Annotated in this window: 25 protein-coding genes; 20 read left to right on the plus strand and 5 right to left on the minus strand. The window is 49.5% G+C overall.

Annotated features, from left to right (window positions below):
- Positions 1 to 65: 65 nt before the first annotated feature.
- Both xth and erpA read right to left on the minus strand, forming a co-directional pair.
- Positions 66 to 836: an exodeoxyribonuclease III gene (xth, locus tag OIR97_RS07980; RefSeq protein WP_169545066.1), complete on the minus strand. Its 771-nt coding sequence runs from the start codon at positions 834 to 836 to the stop codon at positions 66 to 68.
- Between the two features lie 89 nt (positions 837 to 925).
- Positions 926 to 1276, minus strand: coding sequence for an iron-sulfur cluster insertion protein ErpA (gene erpA, locus OIR97_RS07985; RefSeq protein ID WP_169545068.1), 351 nt, complete (start codon positions 1274 to 1276; stop codon positions 926 to 928).
- Positions 1277 to 1413: 137 nt separating this feature from the next.
- Between erpA and OIR97_RS07990 the strand changes: the two genes are divergently transcribed.
- The 6 genes from OIR97_RS07990 to scpB are packed head-to-tail and all read left to right on the plus strand — an operon-like array spanning position 1414 to position 6648.
- Positions 1414 to 2457 carry a DALR anticodon-binding domain-containing protein gene (locus OIR97_RS07990; protein WP_169545070.1) on the plus strand — a complete coding sequence of 348 codons (1044 nt, stop codon included), beginning with the start codon at positions 1414 to 1416 and terminating at the stop codon, positions 2455 to 2457.
- Entirely contained in the window at positions 2458 to 3492 is a 1035-nt protein-coding gene (locus tag OIR97_RS07995) for an SPOR domain-containing protein (RefSeq protein WP_169545072.1), read from the plus strand.
- 1 nt (position 3493) lies between these two features.
- A complete protein-coding gene (gene nagZ / locus OIR97_RS08000; RefSeq protein WP_169545074.1) occupies positions 3494 to 4519 on the plus strand; it encodes a beta-N-acetylhexosaminidase in 1026 nt (341 codons plus the stop codon).
- A 3-nt stretch (positions 4520 to 4522) separates the two neighbouring features.
- Positions 4523 to 5209, plus strand: coding sequence for a site-2 protease family protein (locus OIR97_RS08005; RefSeq protein ID WP_169545076.1), 687 nt, complete (start codon positions 4523 to 4525; stop codon positions 5207 to 5209).
- A gap of 30 nt (positions 5210 to 5239) precedes the next feature.
- Positions 5240 to 6049 carry a segregation and condensation protein A gene (locus OIR97_RS08010; protein WP_169545078.1) on the plus strand — a complete coding sequence of 270 codons (810 nt, stop codon included), beginning with the start codon at positions 5240 to 5242 and terminating at the stop codon, positions 6047 to 6049.
- Complete coding sequence (gene scpB / locus OIR97_RS08015) at positions 6046 to 6648, plus strand: SMC-Scp complex subunit ScpB (RefSeq protein ID WP_169545080.1); 603 nt, start codon at positions 6046 to 6048, stop codon at positions 6646 to 6648. The genes OIR97_RS08010 and scpB overlap by 4 nt, the downstream gene beginning before the upstream one ends.
- Here scpB and OIR97_RS08020 read toward each other — a convergent pair.
- Positions 6645 to 7052, minus strand: coding sequence for an NUDIX domain-containing protein (locus tag OIR97_RS08020; RefSeq protein WP_169545082.1), 408 nt, complete (start codon positions 7050 to 7052; stop codon positions 6645 to 6647). The genes scpB and OIR97_RS08020 overlap by 4 nt on opposite strands.
- Before the next feature lie 206 nt (positions 7053 to 7258).
- Between OIR97_RS08020 and OIR97_RS08025 the strand changes: the two genes are divergently transcribed.
- The 9 genes from OIR97_RS08025 to OIR97_RS08065 all read left to right on the plus strand — a co-directional run bounded on the left by OIR97_RS08025 (position 7259) and on the right by OIR97_RS08065 (position 15995).
- Positions 7259 to 8974, plus strand: a complete 1716-nt coding sequence (locus OIR97_RS08025; RefSeq protein ID WP_219821693.1) for an ABC transporter permease — start codon at positions 7259 to 7261, stop codon at positions 8972 to 8974.
- A gap of 11 nt (positions 8975 to 8985) precedes the next feature.
- On the plus strand, positions 8986 to 10020 hold the full coding sequence (locus tag OIR97_RS08030) for an ABC transporter ATP-binding protein (RefSeq protein ID WP_169545084.1): 1035 nt from the start codon (positions 8986 to 8988) through the stop codon (positions 10018 to 10020).
- 175 nt (positions 10021 to 10195) lie between these two features.
- On the plus strand, positions 10196 to 10420 hold the full coding sequence (gene tatA / locus OIR97_RS08035; RefSeq protein ID WP_169545086.1) for a twin-arginine translocase TatA/TatE family subunit: 225 nt from the start codon (positions 10196 to 10198) through the stop codon (positions 10418 to 10420).
- Between the two features lie 48 nt (positions 10421 to 10468).
- Positions 10469 to 10882 carry a Sec-independent protein translocase protein TatB gene (gene tatB, locus OIR97_RS08040; RefSeq protein ID WP_169545088.1) on the plus strand — a complete coding sequence of 138 codons (414 nt, stop codon included), beginning with the start codon at positions 10469 to 10471 and terminating at the stop codon, positions 10880 to 10882.
- 4 nt (positions 10883 to 10886) lie between these two features.
- The gene (gene tatC, locus OIR97_RS08045) at positions 10887 to 11762 is read left to right on the plus strand and encodes a twin-arginine translocase subunit TatC (RefSeq protein ID WP_169545090.1); all 876 of its coding nucleotides are present in this window, start codon (positions 10887 to 10889) and stop codon (positions 11760 to 11762) included.
- A 148-nt stretch (positions 11763 to 11910) separates the two neighbouring features.
- Positions 11911 to 13179, plus strand: a complete 1269-nt coding sequence (gene serS, locus OIR97_RS08050) for a serine--tRNA ligase (RefSeq protein ID WP_169545092.1) — start codon at positions 11911 to 11913, stop codon at positions 13177 to 13179.
- 38 nt (positions 13180 to 13217) lie between these two features.
- Positions 13218 to 13973: a 5'/3'-nucleotidase SurE gene (gene surE, locus OIR97_RS08055; RefSeq protein WP_169545094.1), complete on the plus strand. Its 756-nt coding sequence runs from the start codon at positions 13218 to 13220 to the stop codon at positions 13971 to 13973.
- Between the two features lie 51 nt (positions 13974 to 14024).
- Positions 14025 to 14636: a protein-L-isoaspartate(D-aspartate) O-methyltransferase gene (locus OIR97_RS08060; RefSeq protein ID WP_181017931.1), complete on the plus strand. Its 612-nt coding sequence runs from the start codon at positions 14025 to 14027 to the stop codon at positions 14634 to 14636.
- A gap of 102 nt (positions 14637 to 14738) precedes the next feature.
- Complete coding sequence (locus OIR97_RS08065; RefSeq protein WP_169545096.1) at positions 14739 to 15995, plus strand: peptidoglycan DD-metalloendopeptidase family protein; 1257 nt, start codon at positions 14739 to 14741, stop codon at positions 15993 to 15995.
- Here the strand turns inward: OIR97_RS08065 and OIR97_RS08070 are convergent, their stop codons facing one another.
- Positions 15996 to 16853 (minus strand): ATP-binding protein, encoded by an 858-nt coding sequence (locus OIR97_RS08070; protein ID WP_169545099.1) that lies wholly within the window; start codon positions 16851 to 16853, stop codon positions 15996 to 15998. It lies immediately after the preceding gene.
- Between the two features lie 260 nt (positions 16854 to 17113).
- On the opposite strand from OIR97_RS08070, the gene yajC reads away from it, so the two are divergent.
- The 5 genes from yajC to OIR97_RS08095 all read left to right on the plus strand — a co-directional run bounded on the left by yajC (position 17114) and on the right by OIR97_RS08095 (position 20803).
- Positions 17114 to 17455, plus strand: a complete 342-nt coding sequence (gene yajC / locus OIR97_RS08075) for a preprotein translocase subunit YajC (protein ID WP_169545101.1) — start codon at positions 17114 to 17116, stop codon at positions 17453 to 17455.
- A 12-nt stretch (positions 17456 to 17467) separates the two neighbouring features.
- Positions 17468 to 19048 (plus strand): protein translocase subunit SecD, encoded by a 1581-nt coding sequence (gene secD / locus OIR97_RS08080; RefSeq protein WP_169545103.1) that lies wholly within the window; start codon positions 17468 to 17470, stop codon positions 19046 to 19048.
- A gap of 12 nt (positions 19049 to 19060) precedes the next feature.
- Positions 19061 to 20020: a protein translocase subunit SecF gene (gene secF / locus OIR97_RS08085; RefSeq protein WP_169545105.1), complete on the plus strand. Its 960-nt coding sequence runs from the start codon at positions 19061 to 19063 to the stop codon at positions 20018 to 20020.
- Between the two features lie 32 nt (positions 20021 to 20052).
- Entirely contained in the window at positions 20053 to 20430 is a 378-nt protein-coding gene (locus tag OIR97_RS08090; RefSeq protein ID WP_169545107.1) for an Mth938-like domain-containing protein, read from the plus strand.
- Positions 20431 to 20542: 112 nt separating this feature from the next.
- Positions 20543 to 20803, plus strand: a complete 261-nt coding sequence (locus tag OIR97_RS08095) for a hypothetical protein (RefSeq protein WP_267177805.1) — start codon at positions 20543 to 20545, stop codon at positions 20801 to 20803.
- Between the two features lie 57 nt (positions 20804 to 20860).
- Here OIR97_RS08095 and OIR97_RS08100 read toward each other — a convergent pair whose 3' ends face one another.
- Entirely contained in the window at positions 20861 to 21454 is a 594-nt protein-coding gene (locus tag OIR97_RS08100) for a superoxide dismutase (protein WP_181017907.1), read from the minus strand.
- Positions 21455 to 21495 lie beyond the last annotated feature (41 nt).

The following is a 21495-nucleotide window of genomic DNA, read 5'->3' on the forward strand; positions in this document are numbered from 1 at the left end:
TTTATCCTATTTTATCCTAACTATTTACTAATGGTCAGTTAAAAATCCAAATAAATGTCATAACGTCAATTCGTCGATAATTCTATCCAGATCGGGGTGTGATCGGAGGGTCTTTCCTTCCCGCGAGGACCTTTGGAAATACCAACATTTTTAAGCCTGTCAGTGGCTTCTGCGGAAAGAAGCAGGTGGTCAATCCGGATACCATTGTCTTTTTGCCAGGCACCGCGTTGATAATCCCAGTAGGTATAATTAACATCACGTGTCCAGGTCCGGAACGCATCGGCATATCCCATATTCAGAAGATGCCTGAAGCGCGCACGGCTTTCCGGTTGGGTCAGGGCATCCCCCTCCCACGCTTTGGGGTCGTAGCAATCTTCATCTTGCGGGATGATGTTATAATCGCCGGCAAGCACAACAGGCTCCTCCCACGACAATAACGTATTGGCACGGGCAATCAGGCGGTCCATCCATTCAAGTTTATAAGGGAATTTTTCAGTATCGACCGGATTTCCGTTCGGTAGATATATGGAGGCGACCCGTACGCCATTGATTGTGGCTTCAATATATCTGGATTGCTCGTCAGCATCGTTTCCCGGAAGGCCACGCATCACGTCTTCGATCGGAAATTTGGAAAGAATTGCAACGCCGTTATAGGTTTTTTGCCCATGGGTTTCGATATTGTATCCCAGTTCAGCAACCTCTTCGCGAGGAAACATCTCGTCGATTGCCTTAAGTTCCTGAAGGCAGACAACATCAGGGGCTTCATCCTGCAGGTAATCAACCAGACGGGGCAGGCGTGCTTTAACTGAATTGATGTTCCAACTGGCGATTTTCATTAGGCGGTCCCATTTATATCAAAAAAGCAAATTCTGCCGTTATTGATGACGGCTTTTAGCGATGAATGCAAATTGATATTGTGGACTTCTTAAACCGAGAAAGAAGACCCGCAGGAACAGGACGCCGTTGCATTGGGGTTTTTGATTTGGAAAGAGGCACCGATCAGGTCACTGACATAATCAATTTCGGCCCCTGCAAGATATAGCAGGGAGACACTATCCACCAGAAGGGTCGCGCCTTGATTTTCGACAACCACGTCATCCGGATTTTTTGTGTCTTCCAGGTCAAAGCTATACTGAAAACCTGAGCATCCGCCTCCATCGACGGCAACCCGGAGCATGTTTTTTTCAGATTTCATTTCGTCGACAATAGCATTGATCCGCAATGCCGCGCTATCGGACAATTTGACGGGCGGTTCAGTTGTTTGTGGTGCAAACATTAATATTGCTTCCAAAATAAAGTGACAGACAACGATTTTTACATCTTAGTTGTATCAGGTTTGGACCCTGACCTCTAATCATGTATTAATCCTGATTGGATTTGTCAATCGTAACACATTTGCGCAGAATTGGGAATATGAGCGAAAACCACACGTCGTCTATCCGTCGCATCCTGGAAACGGTATTTTTAAAGCTGATTTCAGACGGTAAAATGGAACCGGACCGTTTAGCTGATCTCAAGCTTCGCCCGCCGTCAAATGAGGGTTTCGGTGATTTATGCAGCAATTGTCTTATGCTTTTTGCACAGGAAGAAGACCTTAAGGGGGAGGACCATGCCGCCTTGTTCATCGAACCACTTAAAGGGCTTACTTTTGTTCAGTCGGTTGATGTTGCGTCAAATGGTTATTTGAACATCACGATTAAGCCGAGCTACTGGTTCGACCGCGTAGTGGGCCTGTTAAATGATTTCAAGGCGTTCGAACTAAGTGCCGCGACGACCCTGAAGGGTCGGCATCAGAAGGTAGAGGTTCCGCAAAATTCAGAGGGTCTTACCAACGCGCGTCGGGTCTGGAATGCTGAGGCCCTTGGGCAACTGGCCGTCAAGCTGGACTGTCAGCTAGTGACAGTCCCGGGTCAGGAGTCGCAGCAGGCAGGATTTCCGGCGCAAGCGGCGATCGCAAAATGCGGATTGGCCCGAACCAGACTGGCCGTGCTTTCTAACGCGCCAGATTTTTCCGTCAATTTCAGCCCTGTATTGGCGATTGATGCCAGTTACGATAATCCGGTTTTTAGTCTGCCCTATGCCCATGCCCGAATTCGATCCATGCTGGCCCGGGTAGAGAAGGTTTCTGCAGACGGTCAGTTGCTTCATCCCATTTCTGACAGTTCCTTTGAACTGAACCAACGACACGAAAAACAAATATTGAAAATGGTCTGTGATTGGCCGGACATTGCTGTTCAAACGTGGGAAAAAAGAGATATGCTCCATCTGTTCTCTTTCCTGCAGGACCTAACCCTGCTATTTTTTGCACTGGTTGAAAAGGAAAGACCACAATCCACTGATTATTTGATGGAAACGGAGAAGGGCGGAGGCCGCCAATTGTTGTTCCGGGCCGTTGACCGATTGATCTGTGAAGGGCTGGGCCTTGTTGATTTCGACATCTTAGAGGAGTTTGTCTAGGTGAGTGATAACTATAATTTTGACGATGACGATGATGCTTTTTACGACGACGAGGATATTCCCTCATTTAACCGCTGGAAGCTGATCGGCGGCGCGCTGACGGTTGTGATTGTCGTCGGTTTTGGCATCGGAATCTGGTACGCTTATGACCAGGGTGTCAAAAAAGGAGTGCAACTGGCCCCACCTATCGTTACCGCGGATACCTCACCTGTAAAAACCATCCCCGAAGATAAAGGGGGAATGGATATTCCGCATCAGGATAAGAAGGTTTTTAGTGTTCTGGAAAATGAAAAAGAAGAAGAAAAGGTGGAGACCCTGATGTCACCGCCAGAGAGCGCTATTCCAGAGCCTGCCCCGGTTGATATTTCCGAAAGCGAGACTGAAAGTGCAGAAGCCAAAGCGGATAAACAGTCTGAGACATTAATGTCGAAAGCAGAGATTGCTCAGAAACAAGCTGAAGAGGCAGCGGCTCTTGCTGCGGCTCAGGCCTCCAAGGCGGCAACAGAGCTAAAGAAAAAACTAAACGAGTCGGTGGCGGCAGTAGACGCGCCCAAGACGACAGACAATACGGCACCGGCTGCGAATACCAGCAAAGCAATGGAGGCACCAAAATCGGTGACCGATGCCAAGGTCGCTGACGTCCCAGAATTAGACACTGCTAAAGAGGTGGCGAAAGCCCCTGTTGTGAAAGAGGCCCCGAAGCCCACCAAACCAGAGCCAGAGCCAGAAGCAAAAACGGCCGTCGCTGAGAAACCTGAACCGGCTAAGGAACTGCGCCCGGAAGACATTGAATTTCGTGTTCAGTTAGGGGCGTTTCGATCGACCGATGCGGCTGAAATAGCCTGGCAGCGTTTCCAGAAAGCCCATGAAGGACTTTTGCGAGGGATCCCGCATCGGGTTCAGGAAGCAGAGGTTAAAGGAAAAGGTCTGTTCTATAGACTGCAGGTAGGCGCCTTTGCTGACAAAGCATCTGCTGGTAAATTATGTGCGGATCTCAAGGCAGAAAAGCAGGACTGTCTCGTTGCAAAGAACTGATATGAAAGATGTGAAGTCGGTCATTTTTTCATGTGAAGGGCTCGTTCTCACGGCTCAGGAAAAGGAATTTTTTGCAAGCGAGAAACCGCTTGGTTTTATTCTATTTGCCAGAAACATAGACAATCCGGAACAGGTTCGGGCCCTTGTCAACGCCCTGCGAGCGTCTGTCGGTCGGGCAGACGCGCCGGTTCTGTTGGATCAGGAGGGAGGCCGGGTTCAACGGTTGCGTTCTCCGCACTGGTTTGAAGCACCTGCGTTCGGATTGTTGGGGCAGTTGTATGATTTGGATGCAGCAAAAGGAATAGAGGCGTGCCGGCTGGCAACGGCCCTTATTTGTGACGATTTGAACGGGGTCGGCATCACTGTTGATTGTTCTCCCTGTCTTGATCTGGCGTTACCCGTCACCTCTTCGGTTATTGGGGACCGGTCGTTTCACGCGGATCCGAATATCGTTGCAAAGCTTGGTGCGGTCGTGGCTTTGGAATTTATCGAAAATGGTATCATTCCAGTCATAAAACATATACCCGGTCATGGGCGCGGAACCGTCGACAGCCACTTGGAGTTACCTGTGGTGGATGCAGGGATAGAAGAACTGGTATCCACTGATTTCGCCCCTTTCAAACAATTGGGACATAGTCCCTGGGGGATGACGGCGCATATCGTTTTCAAGCAGATCGATCCAGAACGGCCCGCTACGCAATCTGCAAAAGTGGTCACTGACATTATTCGAAATCAAATCGGGTTTGACGGGCTTCTTCTGACGGATGACCTGAATATGAACGCGCTGGACGGTCCTTTGGAAAAACGGGCGGAACGGGCGCTGGAAGCGGGCGTGGATGTGGTGTTACATTGTTCAGGCAAGCTGGACGAAATGAAGTCAGTGGCGCAGGCTTGCGGTCCCCTGCAAGACGCGTCTCTGAAACGGTATCACGCGGCGCAATCAATGATCCAGCCTCCTCCCCAAGACACGTTCTCATCATCACAGATGAAGGCGCGACTGGATCATCTTTTAGAGTTGGTAAACTAATTTATGAATATTGAAGCGATTTTGTATCAGGTCTCCGTCTGGTTGATCCCTGCTCTGCTGGCGATAACGTTGCACGAGGCCGGACACGCCTTTGCAGCCTGGAAATTGGGGGACGGGACGGCAAAAGCAATGGGTCGGGTAACCCTTAACCCTTTTAAGCATATTGATCCCGTTGGTACTGTGTTAATCCCCGGAATGCTGCTTTTATTGAAGGCCCCCTTTCTGTTTGGCTATGCGAAACCTGTTCCGGTTAATTTCCGTGCCTTGAATAAGCCTCGGCGGGATATGGTTCTGGTTGCATTGGCCGGTCCGGGTATGAACTTCGTGCTTGCCTTCCTCTTTGCCTTATCCATTCACCTGTTGCCCTTATTGCCGGATGATGTTGCACTTTGGGTGATCGAAAATCAGCGAAATGGCATCGTCTTGAATGTGGTCTTGGGCGTTTTTAACCTGCTGCCCATTCCGCCGCTTGATGGCGGGCGGGTAGCGGTTGGCATTCTTCCAAATTTTCTTGCCATTCCTTTGGCACGATTGGAACGGTTCGGCTTTTTGATTTTAATCGGGTTGATTATTCTTCTGCCAATGGTCAGTAGAAGTTTGGGCATGGAATTTAACCCAATTGGCTGGGTGATGAGCGGTCCGATTTCATTTGTTGTGTCCGCAATTGCCAAGTTGGCTGGTCTCGGCTAAGGTTTTTTATCAGAGCAGATTAGAGGGCTCATGAAAAAACCGCAGGGATTATTCGATAAAGGATCAGAATTTCAGGAGGATGAGCGGCCGGACCGCCCAACCAACGCCCTTGTCGTCGATTTGGAAGGGTATGAAGGACCGCTGGATGTTTTGCTGGTTCTGGCGCGAGACCAGAAAGTGGATTTGCTGAAAATCTCTATTCTGGAACTAGCGGAACAGTATCTGGCGTTTATTGAGGAGCTGCAAAAGTTACGGCTGGAAATTGCTGCCGACTATCTAGTAATGGCAGCATGGCTCGCGTTTTTGAAATCCCGTTTGCTTATTCCGCAAGAAGATGAAGAAGGCCCGAGCGGCGCGGAGATGGCTGAAAGGCTTGCTTTTCAACTGAAGAAACTTGAGGCCATGCGGGGCGCGGCCGAAAAACTGATCAATGGGACTTTGACGGGCCGGGATAGGATGAAGCGGATGCAGGCTGAAGGGGTCACTGTTATTCGTCATTCCAAATATGATTGTAGTCTGATGGAACTGTTGCAAGCCTATGCCGCCCATGAAGACCGAAAGGGCATTCGAAATCCATTGAGACTGATGCGGGATACGGTTTTTACCGTTGAAGCTGCCCTTGAAAGATTGGAACGAATGCTGGGAACCCTGCCTGAATGGACAGAGTTAAAAGCCTATTTACCTGAAGGGTTGAAAGACCCGTTTGCGCTGCGCTCGGCAGAAGCATCAACCCTGTTGGCCAGTTTGCAAATGGTCAAGGAAGGGTATCTTGAATTACAGCAATCTGAAACCTTTGGCCCCATTCGGGTCCGTTCGAGAAAAGAGGGGAGGGATGAATGAGTGTAAATCCAGATCATGTCCGCATGGCAGAAGCGCTTCTTTTCGCGGCTAAGGCACCGTTAAGTGAAGTGGATATTGCCGCTCGTTTGCCTGAAGATGCCGATATCATGGGCGTATTGGAGGTTATTCAGCGGCACTATGAACATAAAGGATTTAACCTGGTAAAAGTTGCCGGGAAATGGACGTTCCTGACCGCTTCTGATTTGTCCTGGTTATTGCAGGATGAGAAAGAAAAAACCCGTAAATTAAGCCGGGCCGCGTTAGAAACGTTGGCCATTATTGCGTATCATCAACCGATTACAAGAAGTGAAATCGAAGAAATTCGGGGTGTTGGCCTTAGCCGCGGCGTAATGGATGTTTTGTTTGACGCAGGCTGGATCCGCCCGCGCGGGCGCCGCCGCACTCCGGGAAAACCGGTTACGTATGGTATTACAGAAGAATTCCTGATCCATTTCGGTTTGGACGACATACGCGATCTGCCCGGCTTCGATGAGTTGCGGGCGGCTGGATTGCTCACGACAGAGCCTTCCGGGCTGTTTGACGACCTTGTGGGGGGAGAGAGCGAGCCCCGCCGTGACATTGAGGAAGAGGAGGATTAATCCACCGGGGTCGGGTTCAGAGTTTGCCGGGTTGCCTCGGTCAGTTGGTTCGGCAGGGCCGACAGGTCAAACCATTTAAGTTCCGCAATGGCTTCGGGTTCCTTGATCAGCGGGGTGCCCGCCTGTATGGATGCGTGGTAAACCGGGGCAAGCCAGTGTTCCCGGTTCTGTGTGTCGATAAATTCCACGAGATGAGCAAGGCCCCTTACTTCTATACGAAGGCCAAGTTCTTCTTTGATTTCACGGATCGTGGCCTGTTTGGTTGTCTCACCGAAATCAACCTTACCACCCGGAAATCCCCAAGAACCAGCTTCAGGATCCCGGCGCCGCTTAACCAGAAGGACTTTCTTGTTTATATCCTGAATATAGGCACCGCAACCTACTCTGGGCTCGTTCTGCTGCATGCTGTATCTCCACTATTCTCCGAGCATACGACCAATCTGTCCATTTCGTGACGATAGGGGTATCAGATGGATTGTGGCAATTCAAAAAGATTTTTTATCCTCCAACAGTGACGAATTGTCGCCTCTGCGACTGATTATTATTTACAGAACGGGCCGGGGGGCTTATTCAGGGCTTATCATGAAACTGGTATAAGAGAGCGTATAGTTTGGCCTTAGCCGATCAGCCATATAGTTTATCGTCTGATAAAGGGCGCCGTCTGCCGTGGGGCCGTTGGTCCAGTGCGGCCTTTTCCATGCTGGTTGCGGCTCTTGTCTCAATCCCTGTCGTGGTCATTTTTGGCTTCTTATTCGTACCTTTTGACGATATTTGGGGCCATTTGGCTTCGACGGTTCTTCCTGTTTATCTGATGAATACCGTCATTCTGGCCTTAGGTGTTGCGGTGCTGGTGTTAAGTATTGGCGTTTCGACAGCCTGGCTGGTGACCATGTATGATTTTCCGGCGCGAAAACTGTTCAGCTGGGCTCTGTTCCTCCCACTGGCAATGCCCGCCTATATTATCGCGTACACCTATACTGGAATGTTTGATTTTGCCGGTCCCGTTCAAAGCTTCATGCGCGACGTGTTTGACTGGGGACGGCAGGATTACTGGTTTCCACCTGTCAGAAGTATTGGTGGGGCAATTCTTATGTTGGGGCTTGTTCTATACCCTTATGTGTATCTTGTCGCCCGCGCCGCGTTTCTGGAACAATCCATTTGTGCACTAGAAGTCGGGCGTACGTTGGGCAAAGGACCGATAGCTCTGTTCTTCAAAATCGCCTTGCCCCTTGCCCGGCCTGCCATCGTTACGGGGTTGGCGTTGGCATTGATGGAAACGCTGAGTGATTTTGGGACAGTTCAATATTTTGCGGTTGATACCTTTACCACCGGAATATACCGCACCTGGCTTGGGATGGGCGAAGCACCGGCGGCGGCCCAACTGGCGGCAATGCTAATGGGCTTTGTCTTTTTGCTGGTTGTTCTGGAACGGGTAAATCGGGGAAAGAAAAAATACTTCCAAACAACAGGGCGGTATCAGGAAATACGCCGCAAGGGTTTAACCGGCGGAAAGCGGATAACGGCCTTCATTGTTTGTTTCATGCCGATCTTTTTCGGATTTCTGTTACCGTCAGGCTGGCTTCTCAATGCAAGCCTTTCTTTTCCGGAAAGCATTTTGAATTCGCATTTTCCTGTTTTGGCAGGAAGCAGTATTATTGTTGCTGCGCTGGCAAGTGTCGCCGCGCTTGTGATCTCTATGCTGCTTGTCTATTCAAAACGACAGGGCGGTCCGAAAAACACAACCTTCATAAAGACGCTGACCGTGCGCATCGCGGCTATGGGATATGCTATTCCCGGGCCTGTTCTGGCTGTTGGTATCCTGATCCCGTTTGGATTTGCCGATAATGCCGTGGATGGTTTTTTCCGTAGTCAGTTCGGTATTTCCACTGGCCTGATTTTGAGTGGCACGCTCTTCGCGTTGATGTTTGCCTATGTGGTCCGCTTCCTTGCTGTTTCCATGAATACGGTCGAATCCAGTGTTGAAAAGGTAACGCCGAACATGGACCGGGCAGCCCGGACAATGGGGGTTACCGGTTTACAGGCAATCTGGCGGGTACATGTTCCGATTATTTCTGGAAGCCTAATGACGGCTTTATTACTGGTTTTTGTGGATGTGATGAAGGAGCTGCCAGCAACCCTGATCATGCGTCCCTTCGGGTTTGAAACGTTGGCTGTCCGCGCGTATGAACTGGCATCGGATGAACGGTTGGCTGAAGCCGCTGGCCCGTCGCTCGCCATTGTTTTGGTGGGTGTCCTTCCTGTCATTATTTTAAGCCGGGCCATCAGTCGGTCGCGTCCCGGACAGGCCGCTGGGCTGGAAAGTTAAGGTCCTGATTTATGAGTAATCTGGTAATCGATAATCTGCAGCACTACAACAATCTGAACTTTTTCGTTCAGATCGAAAAACTTGAAGTGCGTGAAGGGGAAATCGTGTGTCTCTTGGGGCCTTCAGGGTGCGGTAAATCGACAACGCTACGGCTTGCCGCTGGATTGGAGAAACCGGATCAGGGAAATGTGTTTATCAATGGTACACAGGTTGCGGGAGAGGGACTTTTTATTGGCGCCGAAGAGCGCCGGGTTGGACTGGTGTTTCAGGATTACGCCTTGTTTCCTCACCTGACTGTTCAGGACAATGTGACTTTTGGTCTGGATGGCATGTCGGCGGCTTCCAAAAAAGCAATTGCCACCCGGATCCTTGAAAAACTGGCTCTTGCGGGATCGGCAGATGATTACCCGCATACTCTTTCCGGCGGCGAGCAGCAGCGTGTAGCGCTTGCCCGGGCACTGGCACCCAATCCGAAAATCATCCTGATGGATGAGCCGTTTTCGGGCTTGGATGTCGTGCTTAGAAATTCTGTACGGGATGAAACGCTTGCATTGTTGAAAGAAAGCGGCGCATCGGTGATGCTTGTAACCCATGATCCGGAAGAAGCAATGAGAATGGCTGACCGGATCGTCCTGATGAAGAATGGGCGAATAGAACAACAGGGGACACCTGCTGAACTCTACAGTCAGCCAAATAGTGAATTCGTTGCGTCATTTCTTGGGGACGTAAACAAGGTTTCTGGTCAGGTTAAGGGAGAGGTTGTTCAAACGGGCCTCGGTGATATCCCGCTGGCTGAGGGGCAATCCCAGAAGGGAATTGTCAGTGTGTATGTTCGCCCTGAGGCAATTCGCCTTGGTCCTGTCACGGATACGGCGCATCCGTCGGCTGTGGTGGGGAGGATCCGAAATCTGGGCCCGTTCAGCCTGATCGATCTGGAGTTGGACACAGGGCATTCTGTTGTCGCCCGTGCGGCCAGTATTTTGCGACCTGAAGAGGGGCAGCGATATTCTATTTCTCTCGATCTGCGGCAGGTTTTTATTTTTTGATTTTAAAAGACGTCATTGATTGAAATCCTTTTCAAGGTCACTTTTTCAAATTAGGTATCGTATATTCTTTCAATCGCCGCTATATAAGGGATAGGGAGAATGTTTCGCCAGATTAGGTGAACATTGGGAAATTTTTTATTTATGTCGTCTCAAGAATGAGATCGGGAGTTACATTATGAGTATTGGTCCTTGGCAAATTATTTTAATCCTTGTCATAGTGCTCATTATCTTTGGCGCTGGTAAGCTACCTCGTGTTGCAGGAGACCTGGCGAAAGGGATCAAGAATTTCAAAAGCGGAATGAGCGAAGACGAGTCCAAAGAGGAAGCCAAGAAAGAATTGGATTCGACTGAAAGCGCCAAAACGGCTTCTGACGAGAAAGACAAGGCAGCACAAAGCTAAGTGCGCGTATCTAACATTTTCAGACTTTTAAAGGCGAGATGGTGAGCCATGTTTGATATTGGCTGGTCAGAGATGGTATTTGTGGTCGTCATTGCGGTGCTTGTTATTGGCCCCAAGGATTTGCCGCGCTCCATTGCGACCGTCGGAAAATATATCCGCAAAGCGCGCTCTCTTGCTCGTGATTTTCAGTCCGGTTTGGATGATTTAGCCAAAGAAACCGAATTGGACGAAATCAAGAAGGATATCCAGGGGAGTACCGATTTCAACCTGAAAAAACAGGTTGAGGATGCGGTTAACCCCACCGGGAAGTTCGAAGAGATGTTCGATGACATTAAGCCTGAAATAAAGGATACGGAACCTTTAGAAACAAACGCGGCTCCTGAAACTCCTGCCGGAAACTCTATCGCAGGTGATATCAGTCTAGAAGACGCGCCTTCCTCTCCAGAAACAAAAGTTTCCTGAAATTATGCATTCAGAACAAGAAATTGAAGACAGCAAGGCTCCGTTAATGGAGCATATTGTCGAGTTTAGAAACCGCTTGGTCTACTCGGTTATTACACTGCTAGTTACCTTTATCCTGTGTTACATCGTCAGTGGTGAGCTGTTTTCATTTCTGGTCCGTCCGCTGGTTGAAGCGATGGGCGACGATATTGAAGGTCGGCGGATGATTTTTACCGGTCTTCACGAAGCGTTTTTTACCAATATCAAGATTGCCTTCTTCGTTGCTTTATTTGTTTCTTTTCCAATTATCGCGACCCAGATCTGGGCGTTCGTGGCACCGGGCCTGTATAAAAACGAAAAGCGTGCTTTCCTGCCGTTTCTGGTTGTTACACCGATCCTGTTTTTTCTAGGTGGGGCGCTGGCCTATGAAATTGTTATGCCATTGGCCTGGAAATTCCTGCTCAGTTTTGAAACGAGTGGGGATGCGACGATGTATTCTCAGGCGTATGGGGCGCTTATTTCAGAATTTCCGACACTTCAGCAATATCTGCCTGTCCCGTCGGAGCCGATGGCACTACCAATTCAGGCGGAAACCCGGGTTAGCGAATATCTTAGCCTGTCCATGAAGTTGATCTTTGCGTTCGGCTTGTGTTTTCAGTTGCCCGTCTTGCTAACCCTGCTTGGCCGTGTCGGAATTGTCTCGTCAGCAGGCCTGAAAGCAAAGTTCAAATATGCGATCGTTTTCGCCTTTATAGCTGCTGCCGTCCTAACTCCGCCAGATCCATTGTCACAAATCACGTTGGCGATCCCGATCATTCTGCTTTACGCCTTGTCGATTTTAAGTGTTCGCATGGTGGAGAAAAAGCGGGCTCAGAATGAGGCAGAGGAAGACGACGACTAGGCGCTCTCTGGCATTTCAGCAACATTTGTGTTCATACTAATAATTTTATATCAAACGGGTTTCTCGGCTCTGGACTGACAGGGCTGAGGCGCTTATACGTAAGTCTGAACCCTAATTTCCAATCAGTCCTGTTTCGAATGGCAAGAAGATGCTTGATTTAAAATGGATTCGCGAAAACCCTGAGGCGCTTGATGCTGCCTTGAAACGTCGTAAAGCCGCCCCCCTTTCTGTTTCAATCCTTGCAATGGATGAAGAGCATCGTCAGTTGCAGACTAAATTGCAGACCAGTCAGGCCCGTCGTAATGAAGCGGCCAAGGAAATCGGTAAGGCTAAAGCGGCAGGCGAAGACGCGGACGCAATCATTCGCGAAGTATCCGAGCTCAAAGCATCCGTTCAGGAAATGGAAGCGCAGGAGCGGGCGCTTGCTGAAAAAATCGAACTCGTTCTCGCAGGTATTCCCAATGTCATGAAAGAGGATGTGCCGGACGGCGAGGATGAAGCTGATAATGTGGAGCTCCGCAAGGTCGGAACAATTCCTTCTTTTGATTTCAAGCCGAAAGAGCATTACGAGCTGGGTGCTCAGTTGGGCATGATGGATTTCGAAACAGCAGCCAAACTGTCAGGCAGTCGCTTTGTTGTGACAAGCGGACATATTGCACGGCTGGAGCGCGCACTGGCTGCGTTCATGATCGACGTTCATACGTTGGAAAAAGGGTATTTGGAAGTATCACCGCCGACGATGGTGCGTGGACACGCTTTGTTTGGCACAGGGCAGCTGCCCAAGTTTGAAGAAGATCTGTATAAACTGGATAACGACAGTTATATGATCCCAACGGCGGAAGTGCCACTGACCAATCTTGTGCGGGAAAGTATCCTGAACGAAGCGGATTTGCCTAAACGTTTTGCGGCGCATACGCTGTGTTTCCGGTCTGAGGCGGGCTCAGCTGGCAAGGATACTGCGGGTATGTTGCGTCAACACCAATTTGCCAAAGTTGAGATGGTTTCTGTGACCACGCCAGAGAAATCAGACGAAGAACACGAACGAATGACTGCCTGTGCAGAAGATATTCTGAAACGTTTGGGTCTTGCATATCGCGTCGTTGTTTTATGCTCTGGAGATACAGGATTTGGCGCCCGTAAAACCCATGATATTGAAGTGTGGCTTCCTGGGCAGGATACTTATCGTGAAATCTCCAGTGTATCGACTTGTGGTGATTTTCAGGCGCGTCGTATGAAAGCACGGTATCGTCCGGAAGGTGAAAAAGGAAACCGCTTTGTTCACACACTGAACGGATCCGGATTGGCGGTCGGTCGTACCCTGATCGCCGTGATGGAGAATTATCAGCAAGCGGATGGGTCCATCATTGTCCCTGAAGTTCTGCGTCCTTACATGGGCGGGCTTGAAGTAATCCGCTAAACAGACTTTGAAACAAACAAGAAAAAGAAGGTGATATTTTGCGTATATTATTGAGCAATGACGATGGCTTTTATGCTCCGGGAATGGATGTTCTAAAGAAGATTGCCTATTCCCTGTCTGACGATGTTGTTATCGTCGCCCCTGCAAAAGAGCAAAGTGGGGCTTCCCGCTCGCTGACGCTGCATGATCCGCTGCGCCTGACTAAATATTCCGAAACTGAATACGCGGTTGAAGGAACTCCGACGGATTGTGTCATGATGGCGCTCAATCATATTTTCCCCGACGATAAGCCAGATTTAATTCTGTCCGGTGTCAATCGCGGAGCCAATTTGGGGGAGGATGTCCTTTATTCAGGGACTGTTGCCGCCGCCAGTGAAGGGACGCTCTTGGGCGTTCCTGCAATTGCGTTGAGCCAATGTATGGGGAATTCCGAAAAAATCCATTGGGAGACCGCAGAAAAACTCGCGCCGGCGATTATCAAGGATCTGCTGAAACTGGATTGGGGAAACGATGTTCTGATCAATATCAATTTCCCTGCTGTCGCTGCGAAGGAGGTTCAAGGCGTTCAGGTCACACGGCAAGGAAAACGGGATCTGACAAATCTTCTTATCGACGCCCGGACGGATGCCCGTGGCCGCGATTATTACTGGCTGGGATACAGACCATCCCTGGGAAGCCCGTCCGAGGGTGAAGACCTTCAGGCCATTGAGCAGGGAAAAGTCTCGGTAACACCGCTTTGCCTGAACTTGACCAAAGATACATTGGTCTCTGCCCTGCAAAATGCTCTAGACTAGGTGGTATAAGGTCCTGTGAACAACAATGCTGCACAGAAAATTCGGCTGATTATGGAGCTTCGGCGCCAAGGGATTAGTGACACCAGTGTTTTGTCGGCAATTGAACGTGTGCCACGGGAAGAATTTATTCCAAAGACCTTTCGGGATCGGGCGTATGAGAATATCGCCCTTCCTATCCCGAGCGGCCAAACCATCAGCCAGCCCTTTATTGTCGCCTACATGACCCAGATGCTTAAGCCCGATCCCAGACGAAAGGTGCTGGAGATTGGGACAGGTTCCGGGTATCAGGCCGCGGTGTTGTCTCATCTGTGCCGACGTGTTTATTCGCTGGAACGGTTTCGTTCCCTGCAGGTTGAGGCGGTTCGGTTGTTCGAACGGCTGAAACTGATGAACATTACCACCAAACTGGGGGATGGTTATAAAGGCTGGGTCGAGCAGGCACCCTTCGACCGGATCATTGTAACAGCCGCGGCGACTGAAATTCCGGCTTTGCTGGTAGATCAGTTAAATGATGGAGGCATTATGATTTTACCGGTGGGGCCAGAGCCGTCCAGTCAGCAAATTGTCAAGCTGACAAAAGATGCAACCGGTAAGGTTTTGGAAGAAGAGTTGCTCGCGGTTAGATTCGTGCCGTTAGTTCAAGGGCTTGCTGTAGAAACTTAATATATTACAATATATTCTTTATACGTAATTTTGTTGCGATTCGTCTAAGATTCTCCTATATTACACCGTATGATGGCACAAAAATTCAGTTTTGCATTAAGAATGACCGCCAGCGTTTTGCTGATTGCGGGGGCTTCTGGGTGTGTCTACGATCTGTATCTCCCGCCGGAGGGGAGCGCGCAAAAGAACGCGAAGTCGAGCTTTCAGGCACAGCGATCCGGGCAAATTCAGCCCGTCAGCAAAACTTCCAATTACCCGAACGGATATTATAAAAAACTGGCCTATCAGCTGGTAACGGTTCAGCCGGGCGATACGCTGTCCAAGATCGCCTTACGATACGATATACCAACCCCGTCGGTTATCGCGCTGAACAATAGTCAGCCGCCTTATTTAATCCGGGTTGGGCAAAAAATAAAGATCCCGTACTTCCGTATTCATCGGGTGCGGGGGGGAGAGACCCTATATGCTTTGTCAAAAGTCTACGACGTCTCAGTGGCGGAGCTGATCCATTTCAATCATTTGGAAAAACCCTACATCCTGCGCCCTGCCATGGCGCTAAGGGTCCCGGAAAGAGACAAAGGGGAGTTGCGGGTTGCGTCTGTTGACGCCAAAACCTGGCCAGTGACACGCGCTGCTTCTCATTATGAAAAAGAAGAGATTGTTCTGGTGCGGCCGCAACCGCAAAAGACTAATAAGGATTTAAGCACCAAACAGGTTGTATCTGTGGTCCAGCCTCGTCAAACGAAGCCGGTACAGGAATATGCCAGCTTATCGGTGAACCCTGTTTCAACGGCCACTGCCGCAGAGTCTAAGCCCAAGCCAGTGTCATTGCCAGAGCCATTGCCAGAGCCATTGCCAGAGCCGGTGCCGGTTGTTAAATCCGAACCTGTTGAATTGGGCGGTACCGAGATTAAAAAATCTGAACTGCCGCCTCTTCCAAGAAGCCGCTACAGCATCAAACACCCCCCCAACAGATCAGGTAAGATCTTTATCTGGCCGGTCAAAGGGAAGTTGCTCTCAGGATATGGGCGGAAGAAAAACGGTTTGCATAACGACGGTATTAATATTCTTGTGGCCGATGGCACACCCGTTCGGGCCGCAGAGAACGGCATTGTTTCCTATGTCGGAAATGAAATGCGGTCCTTTGGTAATCTGATCCTGATTTCTCATGCGGATGGGTATGTTACGACTTACGGTCATACATCAGAAATACTGGTCAGCAAGGGGGATGTGGTGCGCAAGGGAGATGTGATCGCCCGCGCAGGTTCAACGGGTGATGTTGAGACAACACAGCTTCATTTTGAAATCCGCAAAGAAGGGACGGCATTAAATCCTGCCGTCCATCTTGCGTCACGGTAATCAGTCCAGCGGCGTTTCTGTCCGGCCTGCCAGATCCTGAACAAACTGCCAGGCGACCCGACCGGATCGGGACCCACGTGTCCGGGTCCACTCGATAGCCTCTTTTTTCATGTCATCGTCTGAAACCGGGATGTCGTAATGTGCTATATAGCCTCGAATCATTTCAAGATATTCATCTTGTGAGCAGCTGTGAAAGCCCAGCCATAAGCCAAACCGATCGGACAACGAGACTTTCTCTTCAATCGCCTCGGAGGGCATGACCGCCGTTGCCCGCTCGTTTTCAATCATGTCGCGGCGCATCAGATGACGCCGGTTCGAGGTGGCATAAAAAATAACGTTCGCTGGACGGCCTTCCAAGCCGCCATCTAGAACTGTTTTCAGCGACTTGTACGTGTCGTCATCGCCGTCAAAAGACAAATCATCACAGAATAAAACGCAACGCCGTTCGGTTTTTTGCAGGCTCTGCATCAGCTCTGGCAATGACGGAATATCTTCCCGGTGTATTTCAACCAGAACCAGAGCATCATCCAGTTGCTGATTGACCAGAGCATGGGAGGCTTTGACAAGCGAACTTTTCCCCATTCCACGTGCGCCCCACAGCAAGGCATTGTTGGCAGGCAACCCTTTGGCAAAACGAAGCGTGTTATCCAGAAGGATGTCTTTGACTCTGTCAATGCCATGCAACATGGACATGTCGACATAGTTCACCTTAGGTACGGGGCGCAAAACATTTGTTTCGGCTTGCCAGACAAAGGCAGTCCCCTGACTGAGGTCAGGTTCAGGAAGGGCGGGCGGAGCCAGTCGGTCAAGACTGTCTGCAATACGGGTTAATTGTGTCAGTAAGGCGTCGTTTGTCATAAGTTCTGATTGAAAAGTTAATGAGGAGTTCCAATCTATCCCATTAACTGAAAAAGCACAGTAAAAACTGTTTCGCTCTAAATCGGGCGGCTGTCTGGACATGAACAGTCTGGAATAGCGTCAGGAAATGAGGCAGGTGGGTATTTTGCTGCTTGCAATGAGGGGCAGGACTACTATAACAGTCGTTCAAATATTTTTGTGTATAGCCGCTGAAATCGGGCTATGCGAGGCTATAAAAGTCGTTTTAGAGGGTCAAAATTATGAACCAGGAATTAGCGCAGTTTTTGCCGTTGATCCTTATCGGTGTTGTATTCTACTTCTTGCTTATCCGTCCGCAGCAAAAGCGGGTGAAAGAACATAAAGCCATGGTAGAAGGCGTTCGCCGCGGTGACAATGTTGTCACTGCTGGAGGCATTATGGGTAAAGTAACGAAAGTTCGGGATGACAATGTCGTTCAGATCGAAGTTGCACCTGAAGTGCGGATCGATGTTGTAAAATCTACACTGTCAGAAATTCGCAGTAAATCTGAGCCTGCCAATACAGCTGCTAAGCCGGCTGAAGAAAAAGAAGGCGGGTTTCTAGGGAAGCTGAAAAAGAAATAACGGATATTTGCGATGATTAGCTTCCCCAAGTGGAAGACCGCCCTTGTTTTGCTTGTAAGCATTCTGGGGGTGGCCTATACGATTCCTAATTTTATCCCGGCCGAAAAGTTGGTGGACATGCCTGAATGGGCGCCGCGCCAACATATTAATCTGGGCTTGGATTTGCAGGGAGGCTCTCATCTGCTCATGCAGGTGGACACCGCAGACGTTAAAGAAAAAATGATGGAGGGACTGGCGGATTCTGTTCGCGCCAACCTCCGCGGGACCGAACCAAAACTAGGTTTCAGAAACCTGACCGTGAAGAAGAACTCAGTTACGTTCAGTTTGCGAAATCCAGAAGACCGGGATTTGGTTCGGGAACGGCTGGCGTCCATCTCAAATTTGATGCCAAATGGTCAGCGTAGTCATTTGATCACCGTTGGCGATGATGATGTTGTGACGCTAGAGCCTAGTGAGCAGGCCATTGCGGACCGTGTCAGTGCCGTTGTTACTCAATCTATTGAAATTGTCGGACGCCGGGTCAATGAAACGGGCATTAACGAGCCCACTATTCAGCGGCAAGGTAAGGATCGGATATTGGTCCAGCTTCCAGGTCTTGGTGATCCGCAACGGATCATCGATCTGCTGGGGCAAACGGCGCAAATGACATTCCATCTTGTGGATGTTTCTGCAAGTGCTGCGGTTGGCCGTCCGCCAGCGGGATCCAAACGTCTTCCTGCAATGGAAGCCGGTGAGCCGGACTATGTCATTAAGAACCGGGTTATGGTGTCTGGTGAAAATCTTGAAGATGCTCAGGCCACTTTTCAACAGGGACAACCCGTTGTCTCCATCCGTTTTAACGGTTTGGGCGGCAAGCAGTTCGGTAAAGTAACGTCTGAAAATGTTGGACGGCCTTTTGCCATTGTTCTGGATGGTAAAGTGATTAGCGCGCCTCGTATTAATGAGCCGATTTTAGGTGGCAGCGCGGTGATCAGTGGTGGCTTCAATATCCAGGGCGCTCAGGATTTGGCCCTGTTGTTACGGGCCGGTGCTTTGCCCGCTCCGTTGAAAGTGATCGAGCAACGTTCCGTTGGTCCAGACTTGGGTAAAGACTCTATCGAAGCTGGCAAAATTGCCGGTATTATCGGTATTGTTGGTGTTATCGTTTTCATGATCGTCACATACGGCTTTTTTGGACTTGTGGCCAACATTGCCCTGATCATGAATATGTTCCTGATCGGTGCTTCATTGTCTGTATTGGGCGCAACACTGACGCTGCCGGGTATTGCAGGTATTATCCTGACCGTCGGTATGGCTGTGGATGCGAACGTTTTGATTTTTGAACGGATTCGGGAAGAAATGAGAGTGGGTAAAACGCCACTCAATGCAATTGAATCCGGTTATCAGCGTGCCTTTACAACCATTGTGGATGCGAATGTGACAACGGGTATTGCTGCGGTTATCCTGTTTGTCATGGGATCCGGGCCGGTAAAAGGCTTTGCGGTGACTTTGGGGATCGGCATTATTTGTTCCATGTTTACAGCGATATTGCTGTCACGCATGGTTATTTCCCTTTGGGCGCAACGGACGCGTCCGAAGACATTGAGCATATAGGGGAGAGATCGGATGTATAAACTGAAACTTGTCCCTGCTGAAACAAAGCTGCCGTTTCTACAAGCGCGGTTCATTGCTTTCTTGGTGTCAGCGGCTCTTATCCTTGGCTCTGCCGGCATGTTCTTTGGTGTCGGGCTGAATAAGGGGATCGATTTTGAAGGCGGCATTATGATCGAGGTGGGGATGCCAGAGGCTCCTGATCTTGCAAAAATGCGGTCAAGTCTGGGCTCCCTCGGGCTTGGGCAGGTGTCCTTACAAACCTTTGGTGCGCCGGATGATATTCTGATACGCGTTCAGCGTCAGGAAGGGGATAGCGAAGCCCAGAAAAAAGCGGTTGAGTTGGTAAAAACCACCCTTGAAAAAGAAATATCAGATGAAATTTCTTACCGCCGTATTGAATTTGTCGGCCCGACAATTTCCGCCGAACTTGTCGAAACGGCGATCGAAGCTGTTTTGGTCGCGGTTGTCGCAATCCTGATTTATATCTGGCTCCGTTTTGAATGGCATTACTCTGTGGGTGCGATTGTCGCTCTGGTCCATGATGTGATCTTGACGATCGGTATGTTTGCTATCACGGGGATTGAATTTAATCTGGCATCGGTTGCTGCAATTCTCACAATTGTCGGGTATTCGATCAACGATACCGTTGTGGTTTATGACCGCATTCGCGAGAATTTCCGTCGTTACAAAAAAATGGATGTAAAAGATCTTCTTAATCTGTCCATCAATGAAACATTGTCGCGGACCGTCATGACGTCTTTAACGACATTACTTGCCTTGGGTGCCTTGTTTATTTTTGGCGGAGAAGTTATTCGAGGCTTCTCGACAGCGATGATTTTTGGTGTCGTTGTTGGTACCTATTCATCTATTTTTGTAGCCGCTCCAATCCTTCTTCACATTGGTTTGACCCATCGCAGCGAAGAAGAAGATGGCTTTAAACCAAGCGATGACACGGCTGAAGCGGAGAGTTAATTCTCCGCTTTTCCTAACCGCGGGAAACTATTATGCAGGATATTTCAGGTCTTCCAAAAGAGGGGCAACAGCTTATTAACTCCTATGGAGAAGGCGGGTTTCGTGTTAGCGGCGTCCGTCATGAAGGATCTGTAATTGTTTTTCCAGATGAAACAGCCTCCTGGTCTGTCGCTGATCTTGGCGAATTGACTTTGGAAAGCCTGAACACCGTGATGCAAGCGGTCCCGCCAGTGGAAATTCTTCTGATCGGGTGCGGGGCCAGCATGGGTTTTATCGATGACAGTATTCGCCGGCCCTTGCGCGACAAAGGTATCACGATCGATAGTATGGACAGTGGCGCGGCTGCGCGGACCTATAACGTCCTTTTATTGGAAGGGCGACGGGTCGCGGCCGCTTTGATCGCTCAGTAAGATGAAAACGCAGGCGTTATTCACCGCGCCAAGTGCGGATGGTAACCGTTTTAGCCTTTTTTTTCTGTGCGCGGCTTATCTCTTTTTAATCCCTTATCTTCATAAGACTGTGATGTATGGGCTTCCTCTATTGGAACCCTATGCCTTGTTTCCACTGGCCAGTCCCGTTTCGTGGTTAAAGGGTTTTGATCTCGTTCGCTTCGAGCTTGTATCCGATTTGTTATTCATGAGTGGCTTTTTGTTTATTCTGGGATGCTGGTTTTTTGTCTTGAGAAAAATTCCAGAAAAGACGCTTCAACGCTTAACAATCTTCGTTGTGTCCGCAGGCGTTTATATATTTGCCGTTGCGATGGCGCATGAATTTGGCCGCTAAGTCATAAAAAAGGCACCGAATAAATCGGTGCCTTTTTCGTTTAAAGTGCGGATTGAGTTAGGCGTTTGCCAAATTCTCATTCGCAAAGTCCCAGTTTACCAGGCTTTCCAGGAATGTCGCGATGTAATCTGGGCGGCGGTTCTGGAAATCAATATAGTAAGCATGCTCCCAGACGTCCATTGTGATCAATGGAGTCGCGCCAGATGTCAGCGGGCATTCTGCATTTGGTGTTTTGGTCACTTTCAGCTTACCGCCGTCAAGGACCAGCCATGCCCAGCCACTACCGAACTGTGTTGCGCCAGCAGCTTTGAATTCTTCAACAAATTTGTCGTAAGAGCCAAAGTCTTCGTCGATCTTCGCTGCGATTGCACCGGTTGGTTTACCACCACCATTTGGCGCCATTGAGTGCCAATAGAATGTGTGGTTCCAGATCTGTGCGGCGTTGTTGAAAACACCAGCCTTAGAGGCATCACCAGCGGTTTCTTTCATCAGGTCTTCAAGAGACTTACTGTCATCACCATCCAGAAGATTATTCAGGTTTACAACATATGTGTTGTGATGTTTCCCATGGTGGAAGTTCAGAGTTTCTTCTGAAATATGGGGTGCCAATGCATCTTTTGCGTATGGTAGTTCAGGAAGTTCAAAAGCCATAATAGTCCTCTAGCCTGTTATGGAACGCGGGGCGTTCCTTG

The organism is Sneathiella aquimaris, from assembly GCF_026409565.1.
Classification (GTDB): Bacteria; Pseudomonadota; Alphaproteobacteria; order Sneathiellales; family Sneathiellaceae; genus Sneathiella; species Sneathiella aquimaris.